Source organism: Bradyrhizobium sp. P3_C3 (assembly GCF_056402655.1).
Map to the genome: position 1 here is coordinate 40,022 of NZ_JBFUGY010000001.1, position 19,388 is coordinate 59,409.

Below are 19,388 nucleotides of genomic sequence, written 5' to 3' on the forward strand. Positions count from 1 at the left end.
TGAGATGAGCACCGCCCTCTTCGACCTTTCCGGTCGCACCGCGCTCGTGACCGGCTCCTCCCGCGGGCTCGGCCGCGCCATTGCCGAGGGCATGGCCAAGGCCGGCGCCAAGATCATCATCAACGGCGTCGACCCCAAGCGCGTCGAGCAGGCCGTCGCCGAGTTTCGCGCCGCCGGTCATCAGGCCGAGGGCGCCGCGTTCAACGTCACCGATGAGCCCGCGATCGTCGCGGCCTTCGAGCGCTTCGACCGCGAAGGGCTCGCGGTCGACATTCTCGTGAACAATGCCGGCATCCAGCACCGCAAGCCGCTGGTCGAGTTCACCACCGACGAATGGCGCAAGGTGATCGAGACTGACCTCACCAGCGCCTTCGTGATCGGCCGCGAGGCCGGCAAGCGCATGATCCCGCGCAAGCACGGCAAGATCATCAATATCGGCTCGCTCGGCAGCGAGCTCGCGCGTCCCACCATCGCGCCCTACACCGCGGCCAAGGGCGGCATCAAGAACCTGACCCGCTCGATGGCGGTGGAATGGGCCCAGCACGGCATCCAGGCCAATGCGATCGGCCCCGGCTACATGCTGACCGACATGAACGAGGCGCTGGTCAACAACACCGACTTCAACAACTGGCTGATGGGCCGCATCCCCTCCAAGCGCTGGGGCAGGCCGGACGAGCTGGTGGGCGCGGCGATCTTCCTGGCGTCGGACGCTTCGACCTACGTCAACGGACAGATCATCTATGTCGATGGCGGCATGATCGCCGCGATGTAATCGCGAAAGCCAAGGGAACGAGACCATGCGCGCCGTCGTCATCCACGCCCCGAAAGACCTGCGGATCGACAGCTATCCCGATCCAGCCCCCGCCCCGGGCGAAGTCCGCGTCAAGATTGCGAACGGCGGCATCTGCGGCTCCGATCTGCACTACTATCATCACGGCGGTTTCGGCGTCGTGCGCATCCAGCAGCCGATGGCGCTGGGCCATGAGATCGCGGGCGTGGTCGCTGCCGTCGGTGACGGCGTCACCAATGTGAAGCCGGGCGCGCGCGTCGCCGTCAATCCGAGCAGACCGTGCGGCCAGTGCCTGCATTGCCAGGAAGGCATGCGCAACCAGTGCCTCGACATGCGCTTCCTCGGCAGCGCGATGCGTTTTCCCCATGTCCAAGGCGGTTTCCGTGAATTCATCACGGTCGATGCCGCGCAGGCGGTGCCGATCGCGGACAAGCTGACACTGGCGGAAGCTGCGGTGGCCGAGCCGCTCGCGGTGTGCCTGCATGCCGGCAAGCAGGCCGGCCCCCTCCTCGGCAAGCGCGTGCTGATCACGGGTTGCGGGCCGATCGGTGCGCTGATGATCCTGGTCTCGCGCTTCGGCGGCGCGTCCGAGATCGTAGTGACCGATGTCGCCGACGCACCGCTCGCGGTCGCAAGAAAGCTCGGCGCCACCCACGTCATCAATGTCGCGACCGATGCCGCAGCGCTCGATCCCTGGCGCGCCGGCAAGGGCGTGTTCGACACCCTGTTCGAGGCCTCCGGCAACCAGGCCGCGCTTCGCACCGCGCTCGACGTGCTCAGGCCCGGCGCGACGCTGGTGCAGCTCGGTCTCGGCGGCGAGATGACGCTGCCGATCAACTCCATCGTCGCCAAGGAATTGCAGCTCCGCGGCACCTTCCGCTTCGACCCCGAATTCGAGCTCGCGGTGCGGCTGATGGGCGAAGGGCTGATCGACGTGAAACCGCTGATCACGGCCACCATGCCGTTCGAGAACGCGGTCGCCGCGTTCGAACTCGCCAGCGACCGCTCGCAATCGATGAAGGTGCAGCTGACGTTCTAGGGCGAGTATCGCGGTTACTGGCTCCCGATCAGCTTATCGCTGACCAGCCGGACCGCGCCCCGTTTCCACGAATAGTCGGCGCCCATGCGCAAGCCGCTGTCGCCACGTGACAGCACCGCACCGGTCCTGGCATCGCGGACCTGGAAGCCGAGCGTGTATTCGGTGCGGCTGACCCGCCGCACCACGCCGATCAGCGACTGATCCGCGCCGAGCTTTTGCGCGATCGCCGCCTCGCAGCCACCACAATCCCGCAAGGCGCGCGCCTTGACCGCCTCGCCGCCGGCATCAACGATGCGGTAGCGGCCGGATTGGCCCAGCGCCTCGCGCACGCTGGCGGTAACTTCGGCCAAGTATGACGTATCCGACGTGGCTGAAGCGCCAGCCGAGGCGGCGGTCGTATCCTCGAGCTCGAAATCGAACACGGCCAACGCGACCGGCGCGGGCGTGGCGAGCGCGGCCATGACCTCGCGAGACACGAAAATCTCGGCGCGCTCCCATGATTCATCATTGTCGCCGCGGAAGGTGTAGAGCTTGTCCATCACGAGCTTCTTGGCGCCGACGTCGATCACGGCGACCTTGGCCCATTGCACCAGCGTGCTGGTCTTCTGGATGCCGCCGATGACCTTGAATGCCGCGCCGTCCTGGGCAGACGGCACCGGCCGGTAGCGGCCGTCCGCACTGATATCCCGCCTGAGCGCGGCCATGAACGCCGACAGCCGCCGCTCGTGGGCGGCGGTCTGGTTGGCCGGTTCGGCCGACGTATCGGTGTAGCTGAAATCGTCCATGGCAACGCCGATGGCATCCTCGGCGCCGGCAGGCGAAGAGGCCGCCGGGAGGACGAAGAGGAGGAAAGCAGAGAGGATCAAGCTGATACGGCGCATGCGGGCCTCGTGTGATGGAGCGGCGGCGCAATCTGGACGGCAGCCTCAGGTCATGCAGCTGCGCTGGTCCCGACCAAGGCCGGGAAAATTTCACGACGTTGCACCGCGGTATGCGCAGTGCTTTGCGCCGCTCGCGTTCTGCCGTTTAATGCGCCGGCGACAATTCCGTTCGCGCCAGGTGCCCGCCGATGTGGAACCGCCCGAGGTTCGATCTCAAGGTCCGTCTGACGTTGCGCGTGGCCGCCATATCGGCCGCGTGCTTCGCCGCGATCTCCGCCTATTTCCTCATCACCGCCGACCGCGCGGCCCATGCGCGCCTCGACGACATCGCCGCCATCGTGGCCAAGACGCTGGAGCTGCAACAGGGCAAGATCCAGTGGGTGGCTAGCCCGCGCTCGGACTTTCCCAACCTCGACCCCGTTTCGGCCTATGTGATGACGCCCGGCCTGTGCCTGGCGTTCCGCGGCGTGAGCGGCGACATCATCCAGCGATTCTGCAGTGGCGCGCCGATCCCGGCGAACCCGCCGCCGCAAGTCTTCGTGGCTTTCTATCGCAGCCTGTTCGACCCCGGCCGCGAGGCGGCACGGCCCGTGATCGTGCGCGGAACGAAACTCGGCGAGACCGTGGTCTCGGTCGACCCGGCCGTGCAGACGGCCGACGCCTGGCACGAGGCCGGCCGCCTGATGCTCGCACTTGCGATCGCACTGCCACTGTTGTGCGTCCTGGTCTACGCCGCACTGGCGCGTGCGCTGCGCCCCACCCGCATGATCCGCTCCGGCCTCGAGCGGATCGCCGCCAATGACCTGTCGACGCGGCTGCCGCCGTTCGATCTCGCCGAGCTGTCGGCGATCCGCGACGTCTTCAACCATCTCGCCGAAAGCCTCGACACCGCGCTGGCCGAGCGCAGCGAGCTGACGCGGAAACTGATCGCACTCCAGGACGAGGAGCGCCGCCATCTCGCGCGCGAGCTGCATGACGAGTTCGGCCAGTCGCTGGCCGCCATCCGCGCGCTCGCCTCCTCTGCCCGCCAGACCGCCGTACAGGACTGCCCCTCCCTGCTTGGCGAGTGCGACGGCATCGCGCGGACCGCAACCGGCATGATGGAGACGTTGCGCGGCGCGCTGTTCCGGCTGCGCCCGCCTGATGTCGAGGAGCTCGGGCTCGTGGCGAGCCTCGAAGGCCTCGTCGCGGGCTGGAACGGGCGTAGCCGCGGCCAGACACGGTTTTCGATCCGTTTCGACGGTGCGTTCGCGACCCTGCCCGCCACGATCAGCGCGAGCCTGTACCGTATCGTGCAGGAGGCGCTCACCAACGCCGCCAAGCATGCCGGCGCCACGCGGGTAAGCCTGGAGCTTGCGATGCGTGCCGACGAGATCGCACTTGCGATCGACGACGACGGACGGTCGAACGATCCCGTCGCAAAATCCGGAATGGGCCTGCTCGGCATGCGCGAGCGCGTAGCGGCCCTGCGCGGCCAGTTGAGCTTCGAGGCCGCGCCGAACGGCGGCTCCGCGCTGCGCGTGGTCATTCCGCTTGCAGGTGTCGACCGGCAGCCACTGGAGCGCGCGGCATGAGCGCGGCCGATGCGACCATTCTGCTGGTCGACGACCATTCCGTCGTCCGCGAGGGCTATCGCTCCGTGCTCCAGAAGCAGCCGGGGCTTCGCGTTGTCGCCGAAGCGGCCGACGGCGCCGAGGCCTACCGTCTCTTCAAATCCGAGGCGCCCGACCTCGTCATTATGGATCTGAGCATGCCCGGCATCGGCGGCATCGAGGCCGTCAGGCGCATCAGGCAATGGGACAAGGCCGCACGGATCCTGGTCTTCACCATGCACGAGAATGCCGGCTTCGCCGTGCAGGCGATCCGCGCCGGCGCACGGGGCTATGTCACCAAGACCAGCCCGCCGGAGACGCTGGTGCGCGCCGTGATGGACGTGCTCGCCGGCAAGATAGCCATCAGCCCCGACATCGATCACGAGCTCGCGCTCAGCCGTATCAGCGGCGAGAGCTCGGCCGCCGACGTGCTCACTCCGCGCGAGTTCGAGGTGCTGCGGCTCCTGCTCGCCGAGAACACGACGGAGGAGATCGCCGAGACGCTCCACGTCAGCCCGAAGACGGTGGCGAACCTGCATTCGCTGATCAAGGACAAGCTCGGCGTCGGCTCCGACATCGAGCTGGTCCGGCTGGCGCTGCGGCAAGGCCTGCTGACGCAGGCCGATCTCGGCGAAGCCCGGTCGCTCAGGCCAGATAACGCGTGAGATAGCCTTCCATAGCGTAGAGCGCGCAGAGCGCGAGGCTCGACCACACCGCCGCGGTGAAATACAGGAACATCCAGGTCAGCTCGCCCTTCCAGTGCGCGATGTCGTGGGTCACCACCCAGCGCGTCGCGACGTCATGCAGGCCTTCGAGGAAGCCGAGGAGCTTGTTGCCCTCTTCATGCCCTGCCCGCCAGCGGCTGAGATACATCGGCACGTCGACGGTGACGAGGAAGGCGAGGAAGCAGGCGATGCCGATGATGCCGGCGATCAGCGCCCAGCGCACCGGTCCCTGGAATTCCGGCATGAGGCGGCACAGCGCGATGCCGGCGAGGAAAAACGTCACCGCCCACAGCGAATTCTCGATCGCGTTGTAGAGGAAGTTCGTGGTGACGACCGCGTACCAGGAGAAGCACTCCGCGATGATGATGATGGGCACGATCACCAGCGCGATGTTCACCGCGGTCTCCGCCCCCGTCATGTGACCGAGCTGATGCAGGATGATCGCCCATTGCGCGACGAAGCACAGTTCGGCCACGGTCGCGACGGTGCGGCCGACGAAGACGCTGGAGAGCCAGGTATCGAACAGGCAGATGCGCTGCACGTCGGCGCGCGGCAGGAACGAGCGGAAGGCGCAGCCGAACACATAGCCGGCGCAAAGCAGGAACATCAGCCCGATATCCGAACCGCCGCCGGCGCTGCCGGCAGGCGTCGGATAGAACTCGCGGTACAGCATGAACCAGACGAGAATGTTGGCACTGCTGACAAGCGTCAGGGACCCCCACCACCACGCGAGGGGATTTGACCGCGCCTGCCACTGCAACATGTATCGCTCCGCCGTAACCGATATGACATTTAGTGGTAGCAATTCTGTCATAAATCGGCGGCACGACGCGACAAAAATCTACGTTATGGCGCTGTCATAATTGACCTGCGCGCTGTCATATTCGCGAAGGCGACTGCTCTCCCCATGCGTTTCCGAGCTTATTCCGGGGCGCCTCTTCGAGGCCCCCGGAATAACGCGGGAACTCTATTTCTTCATCCCACCAACATACGCCGCGAGCTTGTCCATCGTCTGGTAGCCATACTCGACGGCACCGAAGCCGATCATGCCATCGCGCTGCTCGGTGCTCGAGGCCAGTTGCCGCATCATCAGCACGGTCTTGCCGTTGCTCTGCTCGGCAAAGGTGAGGGTGAAGCGGAACATGCCGGGATCATCGTCCTGGTCGACGCCGTGATCCATCTCCATCAGCGACGGCCGCTCGATGCGGCGGAAGCGCATGCGGTTCGGATAGACGGTGCCGTCAGGACCGATCATGTTGAAGCGCCAGACGCCGCCGACGCGCACGTCGATCTCGAAGGTCTCGATCTTGAAACCCTTCGGCCCGAACCATTGCGGGAGATGTTTTGGATCGGACCACGCCTCGAACACCAGATCGCGCGGCGCGTCGATCACGCGCGACATCACGATCTCGCGGTCCATCGACCATTGCGACAGAGCGGGATTGGCAGAATTCGTCATCACTCAGAACCTTTCCGTTTGGTTGTGCGGGACGGCCGCTTGGCGGCCGCCCTCTCCTTCTCTTTCTTCAGTTGCATGACGTAAGCCTCGAACCGATCGAGCCGCGCCTCCCAGATCGCGCGCTGCTGCTGGAACCAGTCCTCCGCGCCGACGAGCGCGTCTGGGCTGAGACGGCAGGTGCGTACGCGGCCGGATTTCTCCGACTGAACGAGCCCGCTCGTCTCCAGCACATGGATGTGTTTCATGAAGCTCGGCAGCGCCATCTCGAACGGATCGGCGAGCTCGCCGACCGACGCCTCGCCGGCGCAGAGCCGCATCACGATCGCCCGCCTTGTGGGATCAGCGAGGGCTGCGAAGATCTGGTCGAGCTGGGATAATTGGTTAGCCATGAAGCTAACTATAGGCCCGCCACCGCCCTGCGTCAATAATTGTTAGCTCACAAGCTAAGTAATTTTCCGCAAGGCCCCCACCGGCGGAACCCACAACGCGCAATCGTGAATTGGGACACCCGGCCCTCCCCGTTAGAAGAGAGAGGGGGCGCATCGCATCATGCGTCAGAGCCGTGCCGTCTGTTGTCACCTCATCACACCTCACCCGGCGGGCCCTCGCGCGGGCTGCGTTGGTTCCCCTCGCGTTGGCTTGGCCGCGCCGCGCATCCGCGGATTCCGACATGATCGCGCAGATGCGCGACATCGTCGCCAACGAGCTGGCGCCGACCGCGACGCCGGACCAGCCGGGCGGCCTCGCCGCCGCGCTCTATGCCGGCCGCCATGTCGAGTTCTTCAACTACGGCTTCGCCGACGACGCCACGCGAAGACCGGTCACACCGGACACGCTGTTCAACCTTGGTTCGCTGCGCAAACCGTTCGAGGCGACGCTGGTGGCGCTGGGCTCGCTCCGGAGTGAATTGCGGCTCGACGACCGCCTGCCGAAATATCTGCCCGAGCTCACCGGAGACTATGTCCGCCGCGTCACCGTCGGCCAGCTCGCCACGCACACGTCGGGCATGCTGCTGTCGACCGACCATCCACCCTGGCCGAACGACTCGTTCTCGCGGGCGCAGTTCATCGACATGTTCAACGCCTTCGAGCCGCAGGCCGGCGAGGCGCCCGGCAAGCAGCGCATCTACAGCCATGCCTGTTACGTGCTGCTTCAGCTCGTGCTCGAGCGCTGCTACGGCGCTCCGATCGCAACCCTGTTCGAACAGCGCATCCTTGGGCCGATCGGCATGGATGCGACCTCCCTGCCGGAGCGCGGCGAGGACAACCGCGCCGTGATGGACGCGGCGTGGATGCAGCGCGTCGTGCAAGGCTATTCGGATCAGGGCATGGCGATCGGCCCACCCGGCAACCAGCAGAGCTATTTCGACTTTCCCGGCGCCGGCCAGATGTTTTCGTCCGCGCGGGATCTCGCGACCTTCGTTGCGGCCTGCGTCGACGACCGCTCGGTCGAACCGCATTTGCGCGAGGCGCTGCGGATGACGCAGCGCGAGACCTTCCGCGTCGACGACAAATTCGGACAAGGCATGGCCTGGGAGACGGTCCACCTCCCCGACGCCACCATCGTCGACAAGCCCGGCGGCCTCAACAATGCCTCCGGCTATCTCGGCCTCGTCCCTATCAGGCAGATCGGCTTCGTCCTGCTCGCCAATCGCGGCGAATACCCGCACGAGATCGTTCGCTACAAGATCCTGCCCGCGCTGACGAAGCTCATGGCCTCGCACTGAACCGTCCCTCGCAACAGAAAGCCCCGGCAGAGCCGGGGCTTTCCGCGCCAGATCAGGAACGGGATGAGCTCAGTACCTGGCGACGACCGGTCCGCCGAACTTGTAGTTCACGCCGACGCGCACGATGTTCGACTTGAGATCGACCGAGTGGGTATAAACGTTGCTCGGATATTGCGTTACGCCGCCGACCAGATTGGTACTGGTCGCGCTGGCGCGGCCGAGATCGACGTAGAGATATTCGGCCTTGAGCGACCAGCCGCCGCCGAAGGCATATTCGGTGCCGACGCCCGCGGTCCAGCCGAGGCGCGTGTCGCGGATCGCGGCCGACTCGGTCGCGGCTGAGAACGTGTCGGTGAAATTGAAATTGCCCTTCACCTCGGAGATCGCCGCGCCGCCCGTCGCGTACAGCAGCCAGGTCGGAGCCGCGAGGAAGCCGATGCGACCGCGGATGGTGGCGAGCCAATCGGCCGAGACCTGCGACGACACGGTAAAGCCTGTCGGCGCGCAGCAGGGATAGAGCGCAGAGCCCGTCGCGCTGCCCTTGAAACCGAAATAGTTGATGTCGCCTTCGAGGCCGAGCACGGCGTGGTTCACCTGCCAGTTATAGCCCGCGGTGAAGCCGCCGGTCACGCTGGAGCTGTTGACGCCTTGGGCGCCGACCGTGTTGATGGCGGGGACGCTGCTGGCGGCGAAATAGCCGGCCGGCGTCCAGATGGTCGAGGTGTTCAGATCGGCGTTGCCCCACTGCCCGCCGACATTGCCGCCGACGTAAAAGCCGGTCCAGTTGTAGGCCGGCGCCATCACCGGCGCCTTGGTGTATTGCGCCGCGAGGTCGGCCGCCTGCGCGGATGCGGTGCCGAGCACAATTGAAGCGACCGCCAGCAAAAACTTGTTCATTCCGAGTCTCCATGCCCCACGCGATCGACGCTCGCGTTTCAATTGCGCACCGGTGGGAGCCATCCGGCGCAGATTGGGGATAGGGAGTGGACCGCTCGCCGTCTCGGTCTGCGGCGCAGTTCGTATGGACTGTGACGTAGTCCGTGACTTATCGCGCAAGACCAGTGACGAGTGTGACCCGAACGCCACGCGTCGCCCCGCCGCAGCGGCGCACCGCGCAGGCCGCGCGTCGCGTTACGACAAGTGCACCAGAATGGCGGAGCGAAGCCGCGCGCCGACTCACACCGAGCGTGTCAGTCCGCCGTCGACGCGGATATTCTGGCCGGTGATGTAGGCGGCACCCTCGGACGCCAGGAACGACACCGTCGCCGCGACCTCCTCGACCTTGCCGTAGCGCTTCATCGGCACGCTCTCGCGCCGCGCATCGGTCTGCGGCAGGCTGTCGATCCAGCCCGGCAGCACGTTGTTCATGCGGATGTTGTCGGCGGCATGAGTGTCGGTGAAGATCTTCGTGAAGGCGGCAAGGCCTGCGCGGAACACCGCAGAGGTCGGAAACATCGCGCTCGGCTCGAATGCCCAGGCGGTCGAGATGTTGATGATGGCGCCGCTCTTCTGCGCCTGCATCACCGGCGTCACCAGCCGGGTCGGCCGGATCACGTTGAGGAGATAGGTGTCGAGGCCGGTGTGCCACTGCTCGTCGGTGATCTCCGTGATCGCCGCGCGCGGCCCGTGGCCGGCGCTGTTGACGAGCACATCGATGCGTCCCCATTTGGCTATCGCCCCGTCGACGAGCCGCTTCAGATCATCGTTCGACTTGTTGGAGCCGGTGACGCCGAGGCCGCCGAGCTCGACTGCCAGCGCCTCGCCCTTGCCGGAGGACGACAGGATCGCGACGCGAAAGCCGTCGGCCGCGAGCCGCCGCGCAGCCCCTGCCCCCATGCCGCTGCCGCCAGCCGTGACAAGTGCGACCTTCTCTGCTGCCATGACCGATCATCCCTGTGTTGAGGCGAGCCCCGGGCCCGGCCTATCATGAGGCCTTCTACCGCCGGACCTGCCGCCAGGTCCACCGCCGAAGGCATCCGTCATGAGCGATCTGCAGATCCGCAATTTTCGCCCCGAGGAGATCGCCATCGCCGTCGACTGGGCCGCGGCCGAGGGCTGGAATCCGGGCCTCGGCGACGCCGCCTGTTTCGCGATCCCGGACGCGAAGGGCTTCTTCGTCGGCGAGATCGACGGCGAGCCGGTCGCAACAATCTCCTGCGTCAATTTCGATGATCGCTTCGCCTTCCTCGGCTTCTACATCGTGCGCTCAGGCTTTCGCGGCGCCGGCCACGGACTGCGCATCTGGAACGCGGCGATCGCACATGCAGGCGCCCGCGTGATCGGGCTCGATGGCGTCGTCGCGCAGCAGGATAATTACAAGAAGTCCGGCTTCCAGCTTGCCTACGCCAATATCCGCTATGGCGGCATCGTCGCCGCGCCGCCGAATCCACCCGCCGAAATCGTCGCGCTCGACAATGTCCCGTTCGCGCTCGTTGAAGCCGACGACGCGACCGTCTTCCCGGCCGCGCGCAGCACCTTCCTGCGCGCCTGGATCAACACATCAGGCCATCTCGGCGGCGCGCTGCTGCGCGACGGCGAGCTCGCGGCATGGGGGGTGATCCGGCCCTGCCGGACCGGCCACAAGATCGGCCCGCTCGTCGCCGACGACCGCGGAGCGGCGGAAGCGATCGTGCAGGCGCTGCTGGCGAGCGCAGGCGGCGGCGAAGTCTTCCTCGACGTCCCCGCGATCAATCGCGCGGCCATCGCGCTCGCGGAATCGCTCGGGCTCAAGCCGGTGTTCGAGACGGCGCGGATGTACACAGGGCCGATCCCGCCGCTGCGGATCGACCGCGTCTTCGGCGTGACCAGTTTTGAGCTGGGCTAGCTGGGCGGACGACGCCGCTCAGTAGCAGCGCATGATGTTGACCGTGTGCTCGCCGCCGCCGCGGCCGGGCACCGTCACCTGCTCCGTCGGGCAGCTTGGCACATAGGGCCGGTCGGACGGCACCACATTCGGCGGGAAGCGATGGGTCCAGTCCCAGGGAACGTCGTACGTATAGGTGTAACGCACGTCGGTGGAGGCCGGCTGCCCGGCATCGACGAAAGGCTGGTTATAGCCTGCGTTGTCGTAGAACCCGCCGCCGCCCGGCCAATAGACCCAAGGCGTGTTGCGGCCGCGGAACCGGGCGCCAGGACCGATCTGCGGACGCGCGATCGCGCCGGAAGGCGCGGCCATCCCGTGCGCGGCGGTGGCGGTGGCGCCGGGCCTGGCAAAACCGTCATTGGCAGAAAGGAGCAGCGCGGCTGCGCTGAGCGAGGCGAAGAGCGCCCCATATGATCTGGACATCATGATACGCACCAACTCGTTTGGCTTCGGCGGCTCCCCACCGCACGCTAGGCCGGGCCGTCACCCACCCGCAAACGTATAATTAATTGTTGGTTAAGGCACGGAATTAACGGGGTACCTGGTGCGGCAAGTCGCCCGGGATTCTGTGCTGATTTCAGACACTTCGTTCCGGGGTAGTCCTCATGACCCGTTGATCGGAGTTGATCGCGCTCGCCGAATTGGCGGCGGCAATTTTGCTTGAAGTCGCCTCCTCCGTCATTGCGAACGCAGCGAAGCAATCCAGGGTTTTGCCACGGAGGAATTCTGGATTGCTTCGCGGCGCTCGCAATGACGGCGCAATAACTGTGATCTCGTGACAACGCCCCATCCGTGGGTGCCTGGTCACCTCCCCGTCACTTCTGCTTGCTCCTTGGGTCTTGTAACAAAACTGTCATGCAGCAAAACTAAACGATGGCCGGGGGCCGCGGTCGCGGCCATTGCCGCCTCACCGCAGGAGATTTCGATGCGCCGTTCACTGGTGTTGCTGTCCGCCGGGCTCACAGTCTTGTCCACAGGACTTGCCTCCGCCCAGAACAACACGCCCCGCAACCTGATCCTCTTCATCCCCGATGGTCTGCGCGCGCTGAAGGTGACGCCTGAGACCGCGCCGGCGATGGCCGAGGTCCGTGACAAGGGCGTCAATTTCAAGAACCCGCATTCGCTCTTCCCGACCTTCACCATGGCCAACGGCTCGGCGATGTCGACCGGTCACTATCTCGGCGACACCGGCGTGTTCTCCAACACGATCTGGACCAACTATACGTCCGTCCCCGCCGGCGACACCGTGGTCCCCTTCATCGAGAACGACGCCGTGCTCGGCGACATCGACGAGCATTTCAAGGGCGACTATCTCAACGAAGAGACGATTCTGAAGATGGCCCGCGACAAGGGCTTCAGCACCGCGGCGATCGGCAAGGTCGGTCCAACCTACCAGTTCGACCACACTGACAAGCCCGAAAAGGCCGGCCTGCATTCGGTCGTGTTCGACGACTCCACCGGCGGCAAGAACGGCGTGGCGCTGTCGGACGAGGTGAAGGACGCGCTGACCAAGGCCGGTCTGCCCCTCGCCACGCCACCGCGCGGCGACAATTCCAAGGCGGGCGATGCCAAGACGCCCGGCACCGTCGTCGCCAACGTCGCGCAGCAGGCTTATTTCGCCGACGTCGCCGCCAAGGCCGTGCTGCCGATGTTCAAGGCGCGCAACAAGCCGTTCGTGCTGGTGTTCTGGTCGCGCGACCCTGACGGCACCCAGCACAACCAGGGCGACAGCCTCAACCAGATCAAGCCGGGCATCAACGGCCCGAGCACGATGGCGAGCATCAAGAACGCCGACAACAACCTCGCCCAGCTCCGCAAGGCGCTCGACGAGCTCGGGCTGGCCGCGAATACCAACATCATGATCCAGGCCGACCACGGCTTCTCGACCATCTCCAAGGAGAGCAAGACCAGCCCCTCGGCCAAGGTCAGCTATGACGACACGCCGAAGGACTTTTTGCCGATGGGCTTTTTGGCGATCGACCTCGCCAAGGCGCTCGACCTGCCGCTGTTCGACCCCAACGACAAGAACGCCGCCGTCACCGGCAACGCCCATCCGAAGGCCGGCAACGGCGTGCTCGGCAAGGATCCGACCAAGCCTGACCTCGTCATCGCCACCAATGGCGGCTCGGACCTGATCTACCTGCCGAACAAGGACAAGAAGCTGGCGGTCAAGACCGTCAAGGCGCTGCTCGAGCAGGATTACGTCTCCGGCCTGTTCGTGGACGACTCGCTCGGCCGCATCCCCGGTACCCTGCCGCTGTCGAGCATCAATCTGCGCGGCAAGTCGGCGACGCCAACGCCGGCGATCGTCGTCAATTTCCGCTCCTATGCCAGCGATTGCGGTGAGGCGCCGACCAACTGCTCGGTGCAGGTCGCCGACACCGTGCTGCGCCAGGGCCAGGGCATGCATGGCAGCTTCAGCCGCGGCGACACGATGAACTTCATGGCCGCGATCGGTCCGGACTTCAAAGCCGGCTATGTCAGCCAGATCCCGGTCAGCAATGCCGACGTCGGCATGACGGCCGCCCAGCTCATGGGCCTGCGCGGCCCGCAGAACGGCGGCCTTGTCGGCCGCGTGATGTCAGAGGCCCTGCCCAACGGCATCGTGCCGAAGGCCTATACCGGCACGCTGAAGTCCAAGCCCGCCGAGGGCGGCCTGGTGACCGTGCTGAACTTCCAGCGCGTCGGCAGCCAGCGCTATTTCGACGCCGCCGGTTTCCCGGGCCGCACGCTCGGGCTCGAGCCGGACGCCGGCAAACAAAAAACGGCGGGGAAATAACCCCGCCGCTGTCTGTCGCGCCTCGCAAGGGGCGCGATAGTCCTGTCTAACTCTTACATGCCGATGTCGAATACGTTCGGCAATTGGCCCGCCAAAGGCAGCGCAGTGGCGCCCAGGAAGGTCGCCACCATCGCCATCAGGCGACGGTTGTTCTGGCGCTTGCCGCGCATCTGTCCGGCGATCCACTCCAGCATCTCGCTGTTGACCTTGGCGGCGTAGGACGGAGCCCAGCTCTCGATCTCAGACTCTGCCGACAGCGCAACGCTGCGCGGCGGCACCTTCAGGCCCGAGGCGCTCGCGGCGTAATGGGCAACGGCCTTGGCGAGCAGGTCGTCGAACCGGCCGCCATCGGTGCGCTCGGTTGCGGCTTCATTGATCTCGAATAGTGCCTCGGCTTCGGCGCGGCTGACCGGCTGGTCGTTGACGGCCGTAGCGGTCAGGATGCGCGCGCACCAGGCGGTGTCATCTGCATCGAGCGAGCGGGAAAAGTGGACCCGGCCCTTGGTGGTCGGGCCTTCGCCCGTGATCACGCCGTCGCGCACGACGGTCAATGCATGAGCCGCGGTATCGCGGCAGGACGGTTCGAGGGACGGCGACTCAACAGACTTATGCGCAGCGGCAGACATAGTTCACTTCCAGATTTCTTCTGATCGACCAGCATTTTCATGCGGGCGTAAAGGGGTGGTTAATGATTCGATATGGGGATCGCGACTTTTCTCAATGGTTGCCGATTAGTCGCTACGAGGACCATTTCGGTTCCGGAGGCGTCGGGGCGAGCGTGATGCGGGTCATAAAAGGCTTTATGGGGGCAATCGAGACCGTACGGCTCCGGTCGAGATGTTTCGTCGCAGGCGCGGCTGTAACAGAAAGGTGCTAGGAAATCGGCCCTTCAGAGAAGAAATTCACATTTTACTTGAAGCGGTTCACTTAGGGCCGCGAAGACCCTATACTGACCGCGACGGCCGAAGATAAATTACCAAGTAAATTCAATGAGATGAGGTAGAACCATGACACTCCCGATCGGCACCACCGCGCCCGACTTCGAAGCCGAGACCACCGAAGGGAAGATCAAGTTCCACGATTGGATCGGCAATAGCTGGGCTCTCCTGTTCTCCCACCCCAAGGACTTCACGCCGGTTTGTACGACCGAGCTCGGCGCGCTTGCCAAGCTGAAGCCGGAATTCGACAAGCGTGGCGTCAAGCTGATGGGCCTCTCGGTCGATCCGGTCGACCGCCATTCCAAATGGTCGGAGGACATCAAGGAGACCCAAGGCGCCGCCCCCAACTACCCGATGATCGGCGACACCGACTTCAACGTCTCCAAGCTCTACGAGATGCTGCCGGCCTCGACCTCGGGCGATCCCCTCACCCGCACGCCGGCCGACAACCAGACCGTCCGCAACGTCTTCATCATCGGGCCGGACAAGAAGATCAAGCTGGTGCTGGTCTATCCGATGACCACAGGCCGGAATTTTCAGGAGATCCTGCGCGTCATCGACTCGCTTCAGCTCACCGCCAAGCATCGCGTCGCCACGCCGGCCGACTGGACGCAGGGCGAGGACGTCATCATCGCCGGCTCGGTTTCCAACGACGAGGCGAAGACGATCTATCCGCAGGGCTGGAAGGAACCGAAGCCCTACATCCGGATCGTGCCGCAGCCGAAGTGACTTCTGGCGATCGCGGATAGCGACCGCAAGAAGTCATCCCGGGGTGATGCGTCAGAACCCGGGATCTAGAGATTCCCTGGTGCGCAATGCGCACCAGGGTTCGGTCCTTCGGACCGCCCCGGAAATGACCGAGTTGGATTAGGCCGCGTGCACGCGGTCGAGGAAGCTGTCGACCTCGGCCTTCAGATGCAGGCTCTCGCCTGACAGCGCCTGGGCAGAGGCAAACATCCGGCTGGAGGTCTCTCCCGTCTCGCTCGCGCCCTTGGCAGCGTGACGGACATTGACCGCGACATCGGCAGTACCGGAGGCCGCAGCGCGAACGCTGGCCGCGATGTTGTGGGTAGCGCTCCTCTGCTGCTCGACGGCGGCCGAGATCGAGCCCGCGATGCCGCTGATGCGCTCGATGGTCTGGCCGATCGCCTTGATGGCGGTGACCGATTCCTCCGTTGCAAGCTGCATGCTGGCGATCTGGTTCGATATCTCGTCTGTCGCCTTGGCGGTCTGGCCGGCGAGCGTCTTGACCTCCTGGGCCACCACCGCGAAGCCGCGACCGGCGTCACCGGCGCGCGCGGCCTCGATGGTGGCGTTCAGCGCCAGAAGATTGGTCTGCTCGGCGATCGAGGTGATCAACCTGACGACGTCGCCGATGCGCGCCCCCGCTTCCGAGAGCTGCGCCATGCGCTGGTCGGTGGCTTCGGCCTGCCGTACCGCCTCGGCGGAGATCTCGTTCGATTCCTGCACCCGGCGGGTGATCTCGGAGATCGACTGGGACAGTTCGTCGGAGGCTGAGGCCGCCGTGCGCACGTGCTCGGAGGCGTTCTCGGATGCGCCGGCCGACTGCGCCGACAGGTCGGCGGTGGAGCGTGCAGTGTCGGTGAGTTGCCGCGCCACCCGCTCGAACTCACCGGAGGAGCTCAGCACCTTGTCGAGGATGCCGCCGACGCTGCCGCGGAACTGCTCGACGAAATTGCGCAGCTCCGCCTTGCGCTGCTCTGCCGCGGCAGCCGTGGCCGCGGTCTGCTCGCTGCGCAGGCGCGCCCGCTCCAGCGAGTTGCTCTTGAAGACGGCGACCGTGCGGGCGATCTCGCCGATCTCGTCGGCGCGATCCTCGCAATCGATCTCGACGTCGCTCTTGCCTTCGGCCAGCGCCGTCAGCGAGCGCGTGACCGAGGTCAGCGGCCTGGTGATACGGCGGACGACCAGCAAGGTGAGGACCAGGACCAGGAGCGCGGCGATACCGGCCGCGATCGCCATGCTCTCGATGGCCTGGGTCAGCATGCTCTCGAACTGCGCCATGGGGATGCCGACATAGAGAATGCCGACGACCTTGCCGGTGGCATCCGCGACCGGGAAATAGGCGGTCATGAAGGTTTTGCCGAACAGCGTGGCCGGGCCCTTGTACGCCTCGCCGCGGCGCAGGACGGCCTGCCCGGGATGATCGGCGGCAAGCTGGGTCCCGACAGCGCGGTCGCCGTTCTCCTTCTTCACATTGGTCGAGCGGCGGACGAACTGCCCGCTCGCATCATCGAACACGAACAGGGTCGCGTTGCCGCCGACATAGGACACCGCGCGATCGACGATGGCGTGATCCCTGAACTCCGGCATTTTGGGAATCTCGGCGCGCGCGACCCCGCCATCCCGCATCGTGATCTTCGCGTCGGGAACGACCTCGGCAAAAGCCAGGGCCAGCGTGCGCAAATTGACCTCGATGTCGCGCAGTGCACGATCGTTGAAGGCGGAGGTCAGCGACCAGTAGCCGGCGCCGACCACGAGCGCCGTGTTCACGGCGATCAGCAGCACGGCGCACAGGACGGCCTTGGTACCCAGCTTGAATTGCGGCAAGAACTTTGCCGTCGCACGGTTGGACATGAATGGAACTACCCCCGGAATTCCTGCATATTCATGCAATCGGCTTACGACCGAATTAACGACGGTTCACACCGCCGCACGCGGCATGCTTGCCAAATTGTAAACGAGGCCTGCCCTGACCACGCCAAGCGCGCCGCCTGTCATCGTCTGGTTCCGCGATGACCTCCGCCTGTCCGACCATCCCGCCCTCCATGCTGCCGCGAAGACAGGCGCGCCGGTGATCTGCCTCTATGTGATGGATGAGATGGCCGGACGGGCACCGGGCGGTGCGACGCGCTGGTGGCTGGCGCAGTCGCTGCGGGCGCTCGGCGCCGAGATCGCCACGCGCGGCGGATCGCTGATCCTGCGCAAGGGGCCGGCGGCCAAGGTGATCCCCGAAGTGGCGCGCGAGAGCGGAGCAGGAGCGGTCTACTGGAACGGGATCGCGCAGGCATCGCATCAGGCCGTCGAGAAACAGCTCGAAGCGGCGCTGGCAAAGCGCGGCGTGGACTCGCAGAGCTTCCCTGGCGACTTGCTGGTGCCACCCTCGGCGATCCGCAACAAGGAGGGCCGCGGCCTTCGCGTCTTCACGCCGTTCTGGCGACGGGTGCTGTCGCTGGGCGATCCGCCCAAGCCTCTGCCCGCACCGCGGGAGCTACGCCCTGCGCCGCAGCTCGCCAGCGACGCGCTGGAGAGCTGGACGCTCGAGCCGACAAAGCCCGACTGGGCTGGCGGCCTGCGCCAGACCTGGACCCCGGGTGAAGCCTCGGCCCGCGTGCGCCTCCGCGACTTCCTCAAGCACGCCGCGCGCGTCTATGTCGGCGATCGCGACCGCCCGGATCGCGAGGGGACTTCAAGCCTGTCGCCTCATTTGAGGTTCGGCGAGCTCAGCCCGCGCCAAGTCTGGCACGCCGCGCGCTTTGCCGCAGCGGAGAATCCCGCGATCGGGCCCGGCGTCGAAAAGTTCCTGAGCGAGCTCGGCTGGCGCGAATTCTGCCGCCACCTCCTCCACGATCACCCGAGCCTTGCCACCGAAAGCCTGCAAACGAATTTCGATGGCTTTCCCTGGAAGGGAGACAAGAAAGCGCTCGCCGCCTGGCAGCGCGGACGCACCGGCTATCCCATCGTCGATGCCGGCCTGCGCGAGCTCTGGCACACCGGCGTGATGCACAACCGGGTGCGGATGGTGGTGGCGTCCTTCCTGGTCAAGCATCTCCTGATCGACTGGCGCGACGGCGAGAGCTGGTTCTGGGACACGCTGGTCGATGCGGATGCCGGCAGCAATCCCGCCAACTGGCAATGGGTCGCCGGCTGCGGCGCCGACGCCGCACCCTATTTCCGCGTGTTCAATCCAACTCTCCAGGGCGAGAAGTTCGACCCTGATGGAGCCTATGTCCGGCGCTGGGTGCCCGAGCTGAAAGACGTGCCGGCCAAGCTGATCCACCAGCCCTGGCAGGCATCACCGATCGAGCTTGCGAGCGCGGGCGTCACGCTCGGCAAGACCTATCCGCAGCCGATCGTCGATCACGCGAAGGGGCGTGAGCGCGCGCTCGCAGCCTACGCAAAGATCCGCAAAGGTTGAGCGCTGCTTTGACTCGATTTTGAAACCCGCTATCGTCATCGCTCCATACAAACCGTGGGGGACGATATGGACGACGAGAAGCCGATCACCGAACAGGCGCTGGACACGATCACCACCGCCGTGGAAGCAACCAGCGAAGCCGCAGTCACCGCCGTCAAGAAGGTCAGGAAAGCCGCCAAGAAGGTCGCGAAGAAAGTAGCGCCGAAGAAGGCTTCCAAGAAGAAAGCCAAGAAGGCGACCAAGAAGGCATCCAAGAAATCTGCGAAGAAAGCTTCGAAGAAGGCTGCAAAGAAGTCGTCGAAGAAAGCGGCCAAGAAGGCTGCAAAGAAGGCCACCAGGAAGTCCGCGAAGAAGGCAGCCAAGTCGAAAAAGAAGGCCAAGCGCTGATCGCTGGGCTCGAGCAGGTCTCCGGGTACGGGCGCGCCCGGAGACTTCTC

General features: G+C 65.5%; 19 protein-coding genes. 10 read left to right on the forward strand and 9 right to left on the reverse strand.

Translation table 11 applies throughout. The annotated features are described in order from the left end of the window. The first annotated feature begins 4 nt into the window (after window positions 1-4). Together AC1DW2_RS00225 and AC1DW2_RS00230 are read left to right on the forward strand one after the other, a co-directional pair. Window positions 5-772, forward strand: coding sequence for an SDR family oxidoreductase (locus AC1DW2_RS00225; RefSeq protein WP_063982668.1), 768 nt, complete (start codon window positions 5-7; stop codon window positions 770-772). A gap of 25 nt (window positions 773-797) precedes the next feature. Next, entirely contained in the window at window positions 798-1,829 is a 1,032-nt protein-coding gene (locus AC1DW2_RS00230) for an L-idonate 5-dehydrogenase (RefSeq protein WP_283016807.1), read from the forward strand. A gap of 14 nt (window positions 1,830-1,843) precedes the next feature. Here AC1DW2_RS00230 and AC1DW2_RS00235 read toward each other — a convergent pair whose 3' ends face one another. Beyond that, window positions 1,844-2,710 carry a DUF3280 domain-containing protein gene (locus AC1DW2_RS00235; RefSeq protein WP_283016808.1) on the reverse strand — a complete coding sequence of 289 codons (867 nt, stop codon included), beginning with the start codon at window positions 2,708-2,710 and terminating at the stop codon, window positions 1,844-1,846. Window positions 2,711-2,898: 188 nt separating this feature from the next. Between AC1DW2_RS00235 and AC1DW2_RS00240 the strand changes: the two genes are divergently transcribed. Together AC1DW2_RS00240 and AC1DW2_RS00245 are read left to right on the forward strand one after the other, a co-directional pair. Beyond that, complete coding sequence (locus AC1DW2_RS00240) at window positions 2,899-4,284, forward strand: HAMP domain-containing sensor histidine kinase (RefSeq protein ID WP_283016809.1); 1,386 nt, start codon at window positions 2,899-2,901, stop codon at window positions 4,282-4,284. Continuing rightward, a complete protein-coding gene (locus tag AC1DW2_RS00245) occupies window positions 4,281-4,967 on the forward strand; it encodes a response regulator (RefSeq protein ID WP_063982664.1) in 687 nt (228 codons plus the stop codon). The genes AC1DW2_RS00240 and AC1DW2_RS00245 overlap by 4 nt, the downstream gene beginning before the upstream one ends. On the opposite strand, the gene AC1DW2_RS00250 is transcribed toward AC1DW2_RS00245, so the two are convergent. The 3 genes from AC1DW2_RS00250 to AC1DW2_RS00260 form a co-directional block, all read right to left on the reverse strand. Continuing rightward, window positions 4,948-5,790, reverse strand: a complete 843-nt coding sequence (locus AC1DW2_RS00250; protein WP_283016810.1) for a hypothetical protein — start codon at window positions 5,788-5,790, stop codon at window positions 4,948-4,950. The two genes, AC1DW2_RS00245 and AC1DW2_RS00250, sit on opposite strands and share 20 nt — an antisense overlap. Window positions 5,791-5,994: 204 nt before the next feature. After that, window positions 5,995-6,486 carry an SRPBCC family protein gene (locus tag AC1DW2_RS00255; RefSeq protein ID WP_283016811.1) on the reverse strand — a complete coding sequence of 164 codons (492 nt, stop codon included), beginning with the start codon at window positions 6,484-6,486 and terminating at the stop codon, window positions 5,995-5,997. Continuing rightward, entirely contained in the window at window positions 6,486-6,875 is a 390-nt protein-coding gene (locus AC1DW2_RS00260; RefSeq protein ID WP_166097165.1) for an ArsR/SmtB family transcription factor, read from the reverse strand. The genes AC1DW2_RS00255 and AC1DW2_RS00260 overlap by 1 nt, the downstream gene beginning before the upstream one ends. A gap of 281 nt (window positions 6,876-7,156) precedes the next feature. Here AC1DW2_RS00260 and AC1DW2_RS00265 point away from each other — a divergent pair, with 281 nt between their 5' ends. Further along, the gene (locus AC1DW2_RS00265) at window positions 7,157-8,212 is read left to right on the forward strand and encodes a serine hydrolase (RefSeq protein ID WP_283016812.1); all 1,056 of its coding nucleotides are present in this window, start codon (window positions 7,157-7,159) and stop codon (window positions 8,210-8,212) included. A gap of 69 nt (window positions 8,213-8,281) precedes the next feature. Here the strand turns inward: AC1DW2_RS00265 and AC1DW2_RS00270 are convergent, their stop codons facing one another. Next, window positions 8,282-9,109, reverse strand: a complete 828-nt coding sequence (locus AC1DW2_RS00270; RefSeq protein ID WP_208087391.1) for an outer membrane protein — start codon at window positions 9,107-9,109, stop codon at window positions 8,282-8,284. A gap of 279 nt (window positions 9,110-9,388) precedes the next feature. Continuing rightward, window positions 9,389-10,093 carry an SDR family oxidoreductase gene (locus AC1DW2_RS00275; RefSeq protein WP_283016813.1) on the reverse strand — a complete coding sequence of 235 codons (705 nt, stop codon included), beginning with the start codon at window positions 10,091-10,093 and terminating at the stop codon, window positions 9,389-9,391. 100 nt (window positions 10,094-10,193) lie between these two features. On the opposite strand from AC1DW2_RS00275, the gene AC1DW2_RS00280 reads away from it, so the two are divergent. Next, window positions 10,194-11,036, forward strand: a complete 843-nt coding sequence (locus AC1DW2_RS00280; RefSeq protein WP_283016814.1) for a GNAT family N-acetyltransferase — start codon at window positions 10,194-10,196, stop codon at window positions 11,034-11,036. An 18-nt stretch (window positions 11,037-11,054) separates the two neighbouring features. Here the strand turns inward: AC1DW2_RS00280 and AC1DW2_RS00285 are convergent, their stop codons facing one another. Beyond that, window positions 11,055-11,501: a hypothetical protein gene (locus tag AC1DW2_RS00285; RefSeq protein WP_283016815.1), complete on the reverse strand. Its 447-nt coding sequence runs from the start codon at window positions 11,499-11,501 to the stop codon at window positions 11,055-11,057. Between the two features lie 499 nt (window positions 11,502-12,000). Here AC1DW2_RS00285 and AC1DW2_RS00290 point away from each other — a divergent pair, with 499 nt between their 5' ends. After that, complete coding sequence (locus AC1DW2_RS00290) at window positions 12,001-13,854, forward strand: alkaline phosphatase family protein (protein ID WP_166342244.1); 1,854 nt, start codon at window positions 12,001-12,003, stop codon at window positions 13,852-13,854. 53 nt (window positions 13,855-13,907) lie between these two features. On the opposite strand, the gene AC1DW2_RS00295 is transcribed toward AC1DW2_RS00290, so the two are convergent. After that, complete coding sequence (locus AC1DW2_RS00295; RefSeq protein ID WP_028154483.1) at window positions 13,908-14,480, reverse strand: hypothetical protein; 573 nt, start codon at window positions 14,478-14,480, stop codon at window positions 13,908-13,910. A gap of 381 nt (window positions 14,481-14,861) precedes the next feature. Here AC1DW2_RS00295 and AC1DW2_RS00300 point away from each other — a divergent pair, with 381 nt between their 5' ends. Next, on the forward strand, window positions 14,862-15,521 hold the full coding sequence (locus tag AC1DW2_RS00300; RefSeq protein ID WP_014494579.1) for a peroxiredoxin: 660 nt from the start codon (window positions 14,862-14,864) through the stop codon (window positions 15,519-15,521). Window positions 15,522-15,659: 138 nt separating this feature from the next. Here the strand turns inward: AC1DW2_RS00300 and AC1DW2_RS00305 are convergent, their stop codons facing one another. Next, window positions 15,660-17,390 carry a methyl-accepting chemotaxis protein gene (locus tag AC1DW2_RS00305; protein WP_283016816.1) on the reverse strand — a complete coding sequence of 577 codons (1,731 nt, stop codon included), beginning with the start codon at window positions 17,388-17,390 and terminating at the stop codon, window positions 15,660-15,662. 169 nt (window positions 17,391-17,559) lie between these two features. Between AC1DW2_RS00305 and AC1DW2_RS00310 the strand changes: the two genes are divergently transcribed. Together AC1DW2_RS00310 and AC1DW2_RS00315 are read left to right on the forward strand one after the other, a co-directional pair. After that, window positions 17,560-18,951, forward strand: a complete 1,392-nt coding sequence (locus tag AC1DW2_RS00310; protein ID WP_283018886.1) for a cryptochrome/photolyase family protein — start codon at window positions 17,560-17,562, stop codon at window positions 18,949-18,951. 66 nt (window positions 18,952-19,017) lie between these two features. Further along, a complete protein-coding gene (locus tag AC1DW2_RS00315) occupies window positions 19,018-19,338 on the forward strand; it encodes a histone (protein WP_071912924.1) in 321 nt (106 codons plus the stop codon). Window positions 19,339-19,388: the final 50 nt, after the last annotated feature.

Bases quoted from the DNA above. Each gene is read 5' to 3' on its own strand.
- AC1DW2_RS00300 (WP_014494579.1), top strand. From the start codon at position 14,862: ATGACACTCCCGATCGGCACCACCGCGCCCGACTTCGAAGCCGAGACC.
- AC1DW2_RS00265 (WP_283016812.1), top strand. From the start codon at position 7,157: ATGATCGCGCAGATGCGCGACATCGTCGCCAACGAGCTGGCGCCGACC.
- AC1DW2_RS00275 (WP_283016813.1), bottom strand. From the start codon at position 10,093: ATGGCAGCAGAGAAGGTCGCACTTGTCACGGCTGGCGGCAGCGGCATG.
- AC1DW2_RS00295 (WP_028154483.1), bottom strand. From the start codon at position 14,480: ATGTCTGCCGCTGCGCATAAGTCTGTTGAGTCGCCGTCCCTCGAACCG.
- AC1DW2_RS00270 (WP_208087391.1), bottom strand. From the start codon at position 9,109: ATGAACAAGTTTTTGCTGGCGGTCGCTTCAATTGTGCTCGGCACCGCA.
- AC1DW2_RS00280 (WP_283016814.1), top strand. From the start codon at position 10,194: ATGAGCGATCTGCAGATCCGCAATTTTCGCCCCGAGGAGATCGCCATC.
- AC1DW2_RS00230 (WP_283016807.1), top strand. From the start codon at position 798: ATGCGCGCCGTCGTCATCCACGCCCCGAAAGACCTGCGGATCGACAGC.
- AC1DW2_RS00235 (WP_283016808.1), bottom strand. From the start codon at position 2,710: ATGCGCCGTATCAGCTTGATCCTCTCTGCTTTCCTCCTCTTCGTCCTC.
- AC1DW2_RS00315 (WP_071912924.1), top strand. From the start codon at position 19,018: ATGGACGACGAGAAGCCGATCACCGAACAGGCGCTGGACACGATCACC.
- AC1DW2_RS00305 (WP_283016816.1), bottom strand. From the start codon at position 17,390: ATGTCCAACCGTGCGACGGCAAAGTTCTTGCCGCAATTCAAGCTGGGT.
- AC1DW2_RS00245 (WP_063982664.1), top strand. From the start codon at position 4,281: ATGAGCGCGGCCGATGCGACCATTCTGCTGGTCGACGACCATTCCGTC.
- AC1DW2_RS00250 (WP_283016810.1), bottom strand. From the start codon at position 5,790: ATGTTGCAGTGGCAGGCGCGGTCAAATCCCCTCGCGTGGTGGTGGGGG.
- AC1DW2_RS00240 (WP_283016809.1), top strand. From the start codon at position 2,899: ATGTGGAACCGCCCGAGGTTCGATCTCAAGGTCCGTCTGACGTTGCGC.
- AC1DW2_RS00285 (WP_283016815.1), bottom strand. From the start codon at position 11,501: ATGATGTCCAGATCATATGGGGCGCTCTTCGCCTCGCTCAGCGCAGCC.
- AC1DW2_RS00290 (WP_166342244.1), top strand. From the start codon at position 12,001: ATGCGCCGTTCACTGGTGTTGCTGTCCGCCGGGCTCACAGTCTTGTCC.
- AC1DW2_RS00255 (WP_283016811.1), bottom strand. From the start codon at position 6,486: ATGACGAATTCTGCCAATCCCGCTCTGTCGCAATGGTCGATGGACCGC.
- AC1DW2_RS00225 (WP_063982668.1), top strand. From the start codon at position 5: ATGAGCACCGCCCTCTTCGACCTTTCCGGTCGCACCGCGCTCGTGACC.
- AC1DW2_RS00260 (WP_166097165.1), bottom strand. From the start codon at position 6,875: ATGGCTAACCAATTATCCCAGCTCGACCAGATCTTCGCAGCCCTCGCT.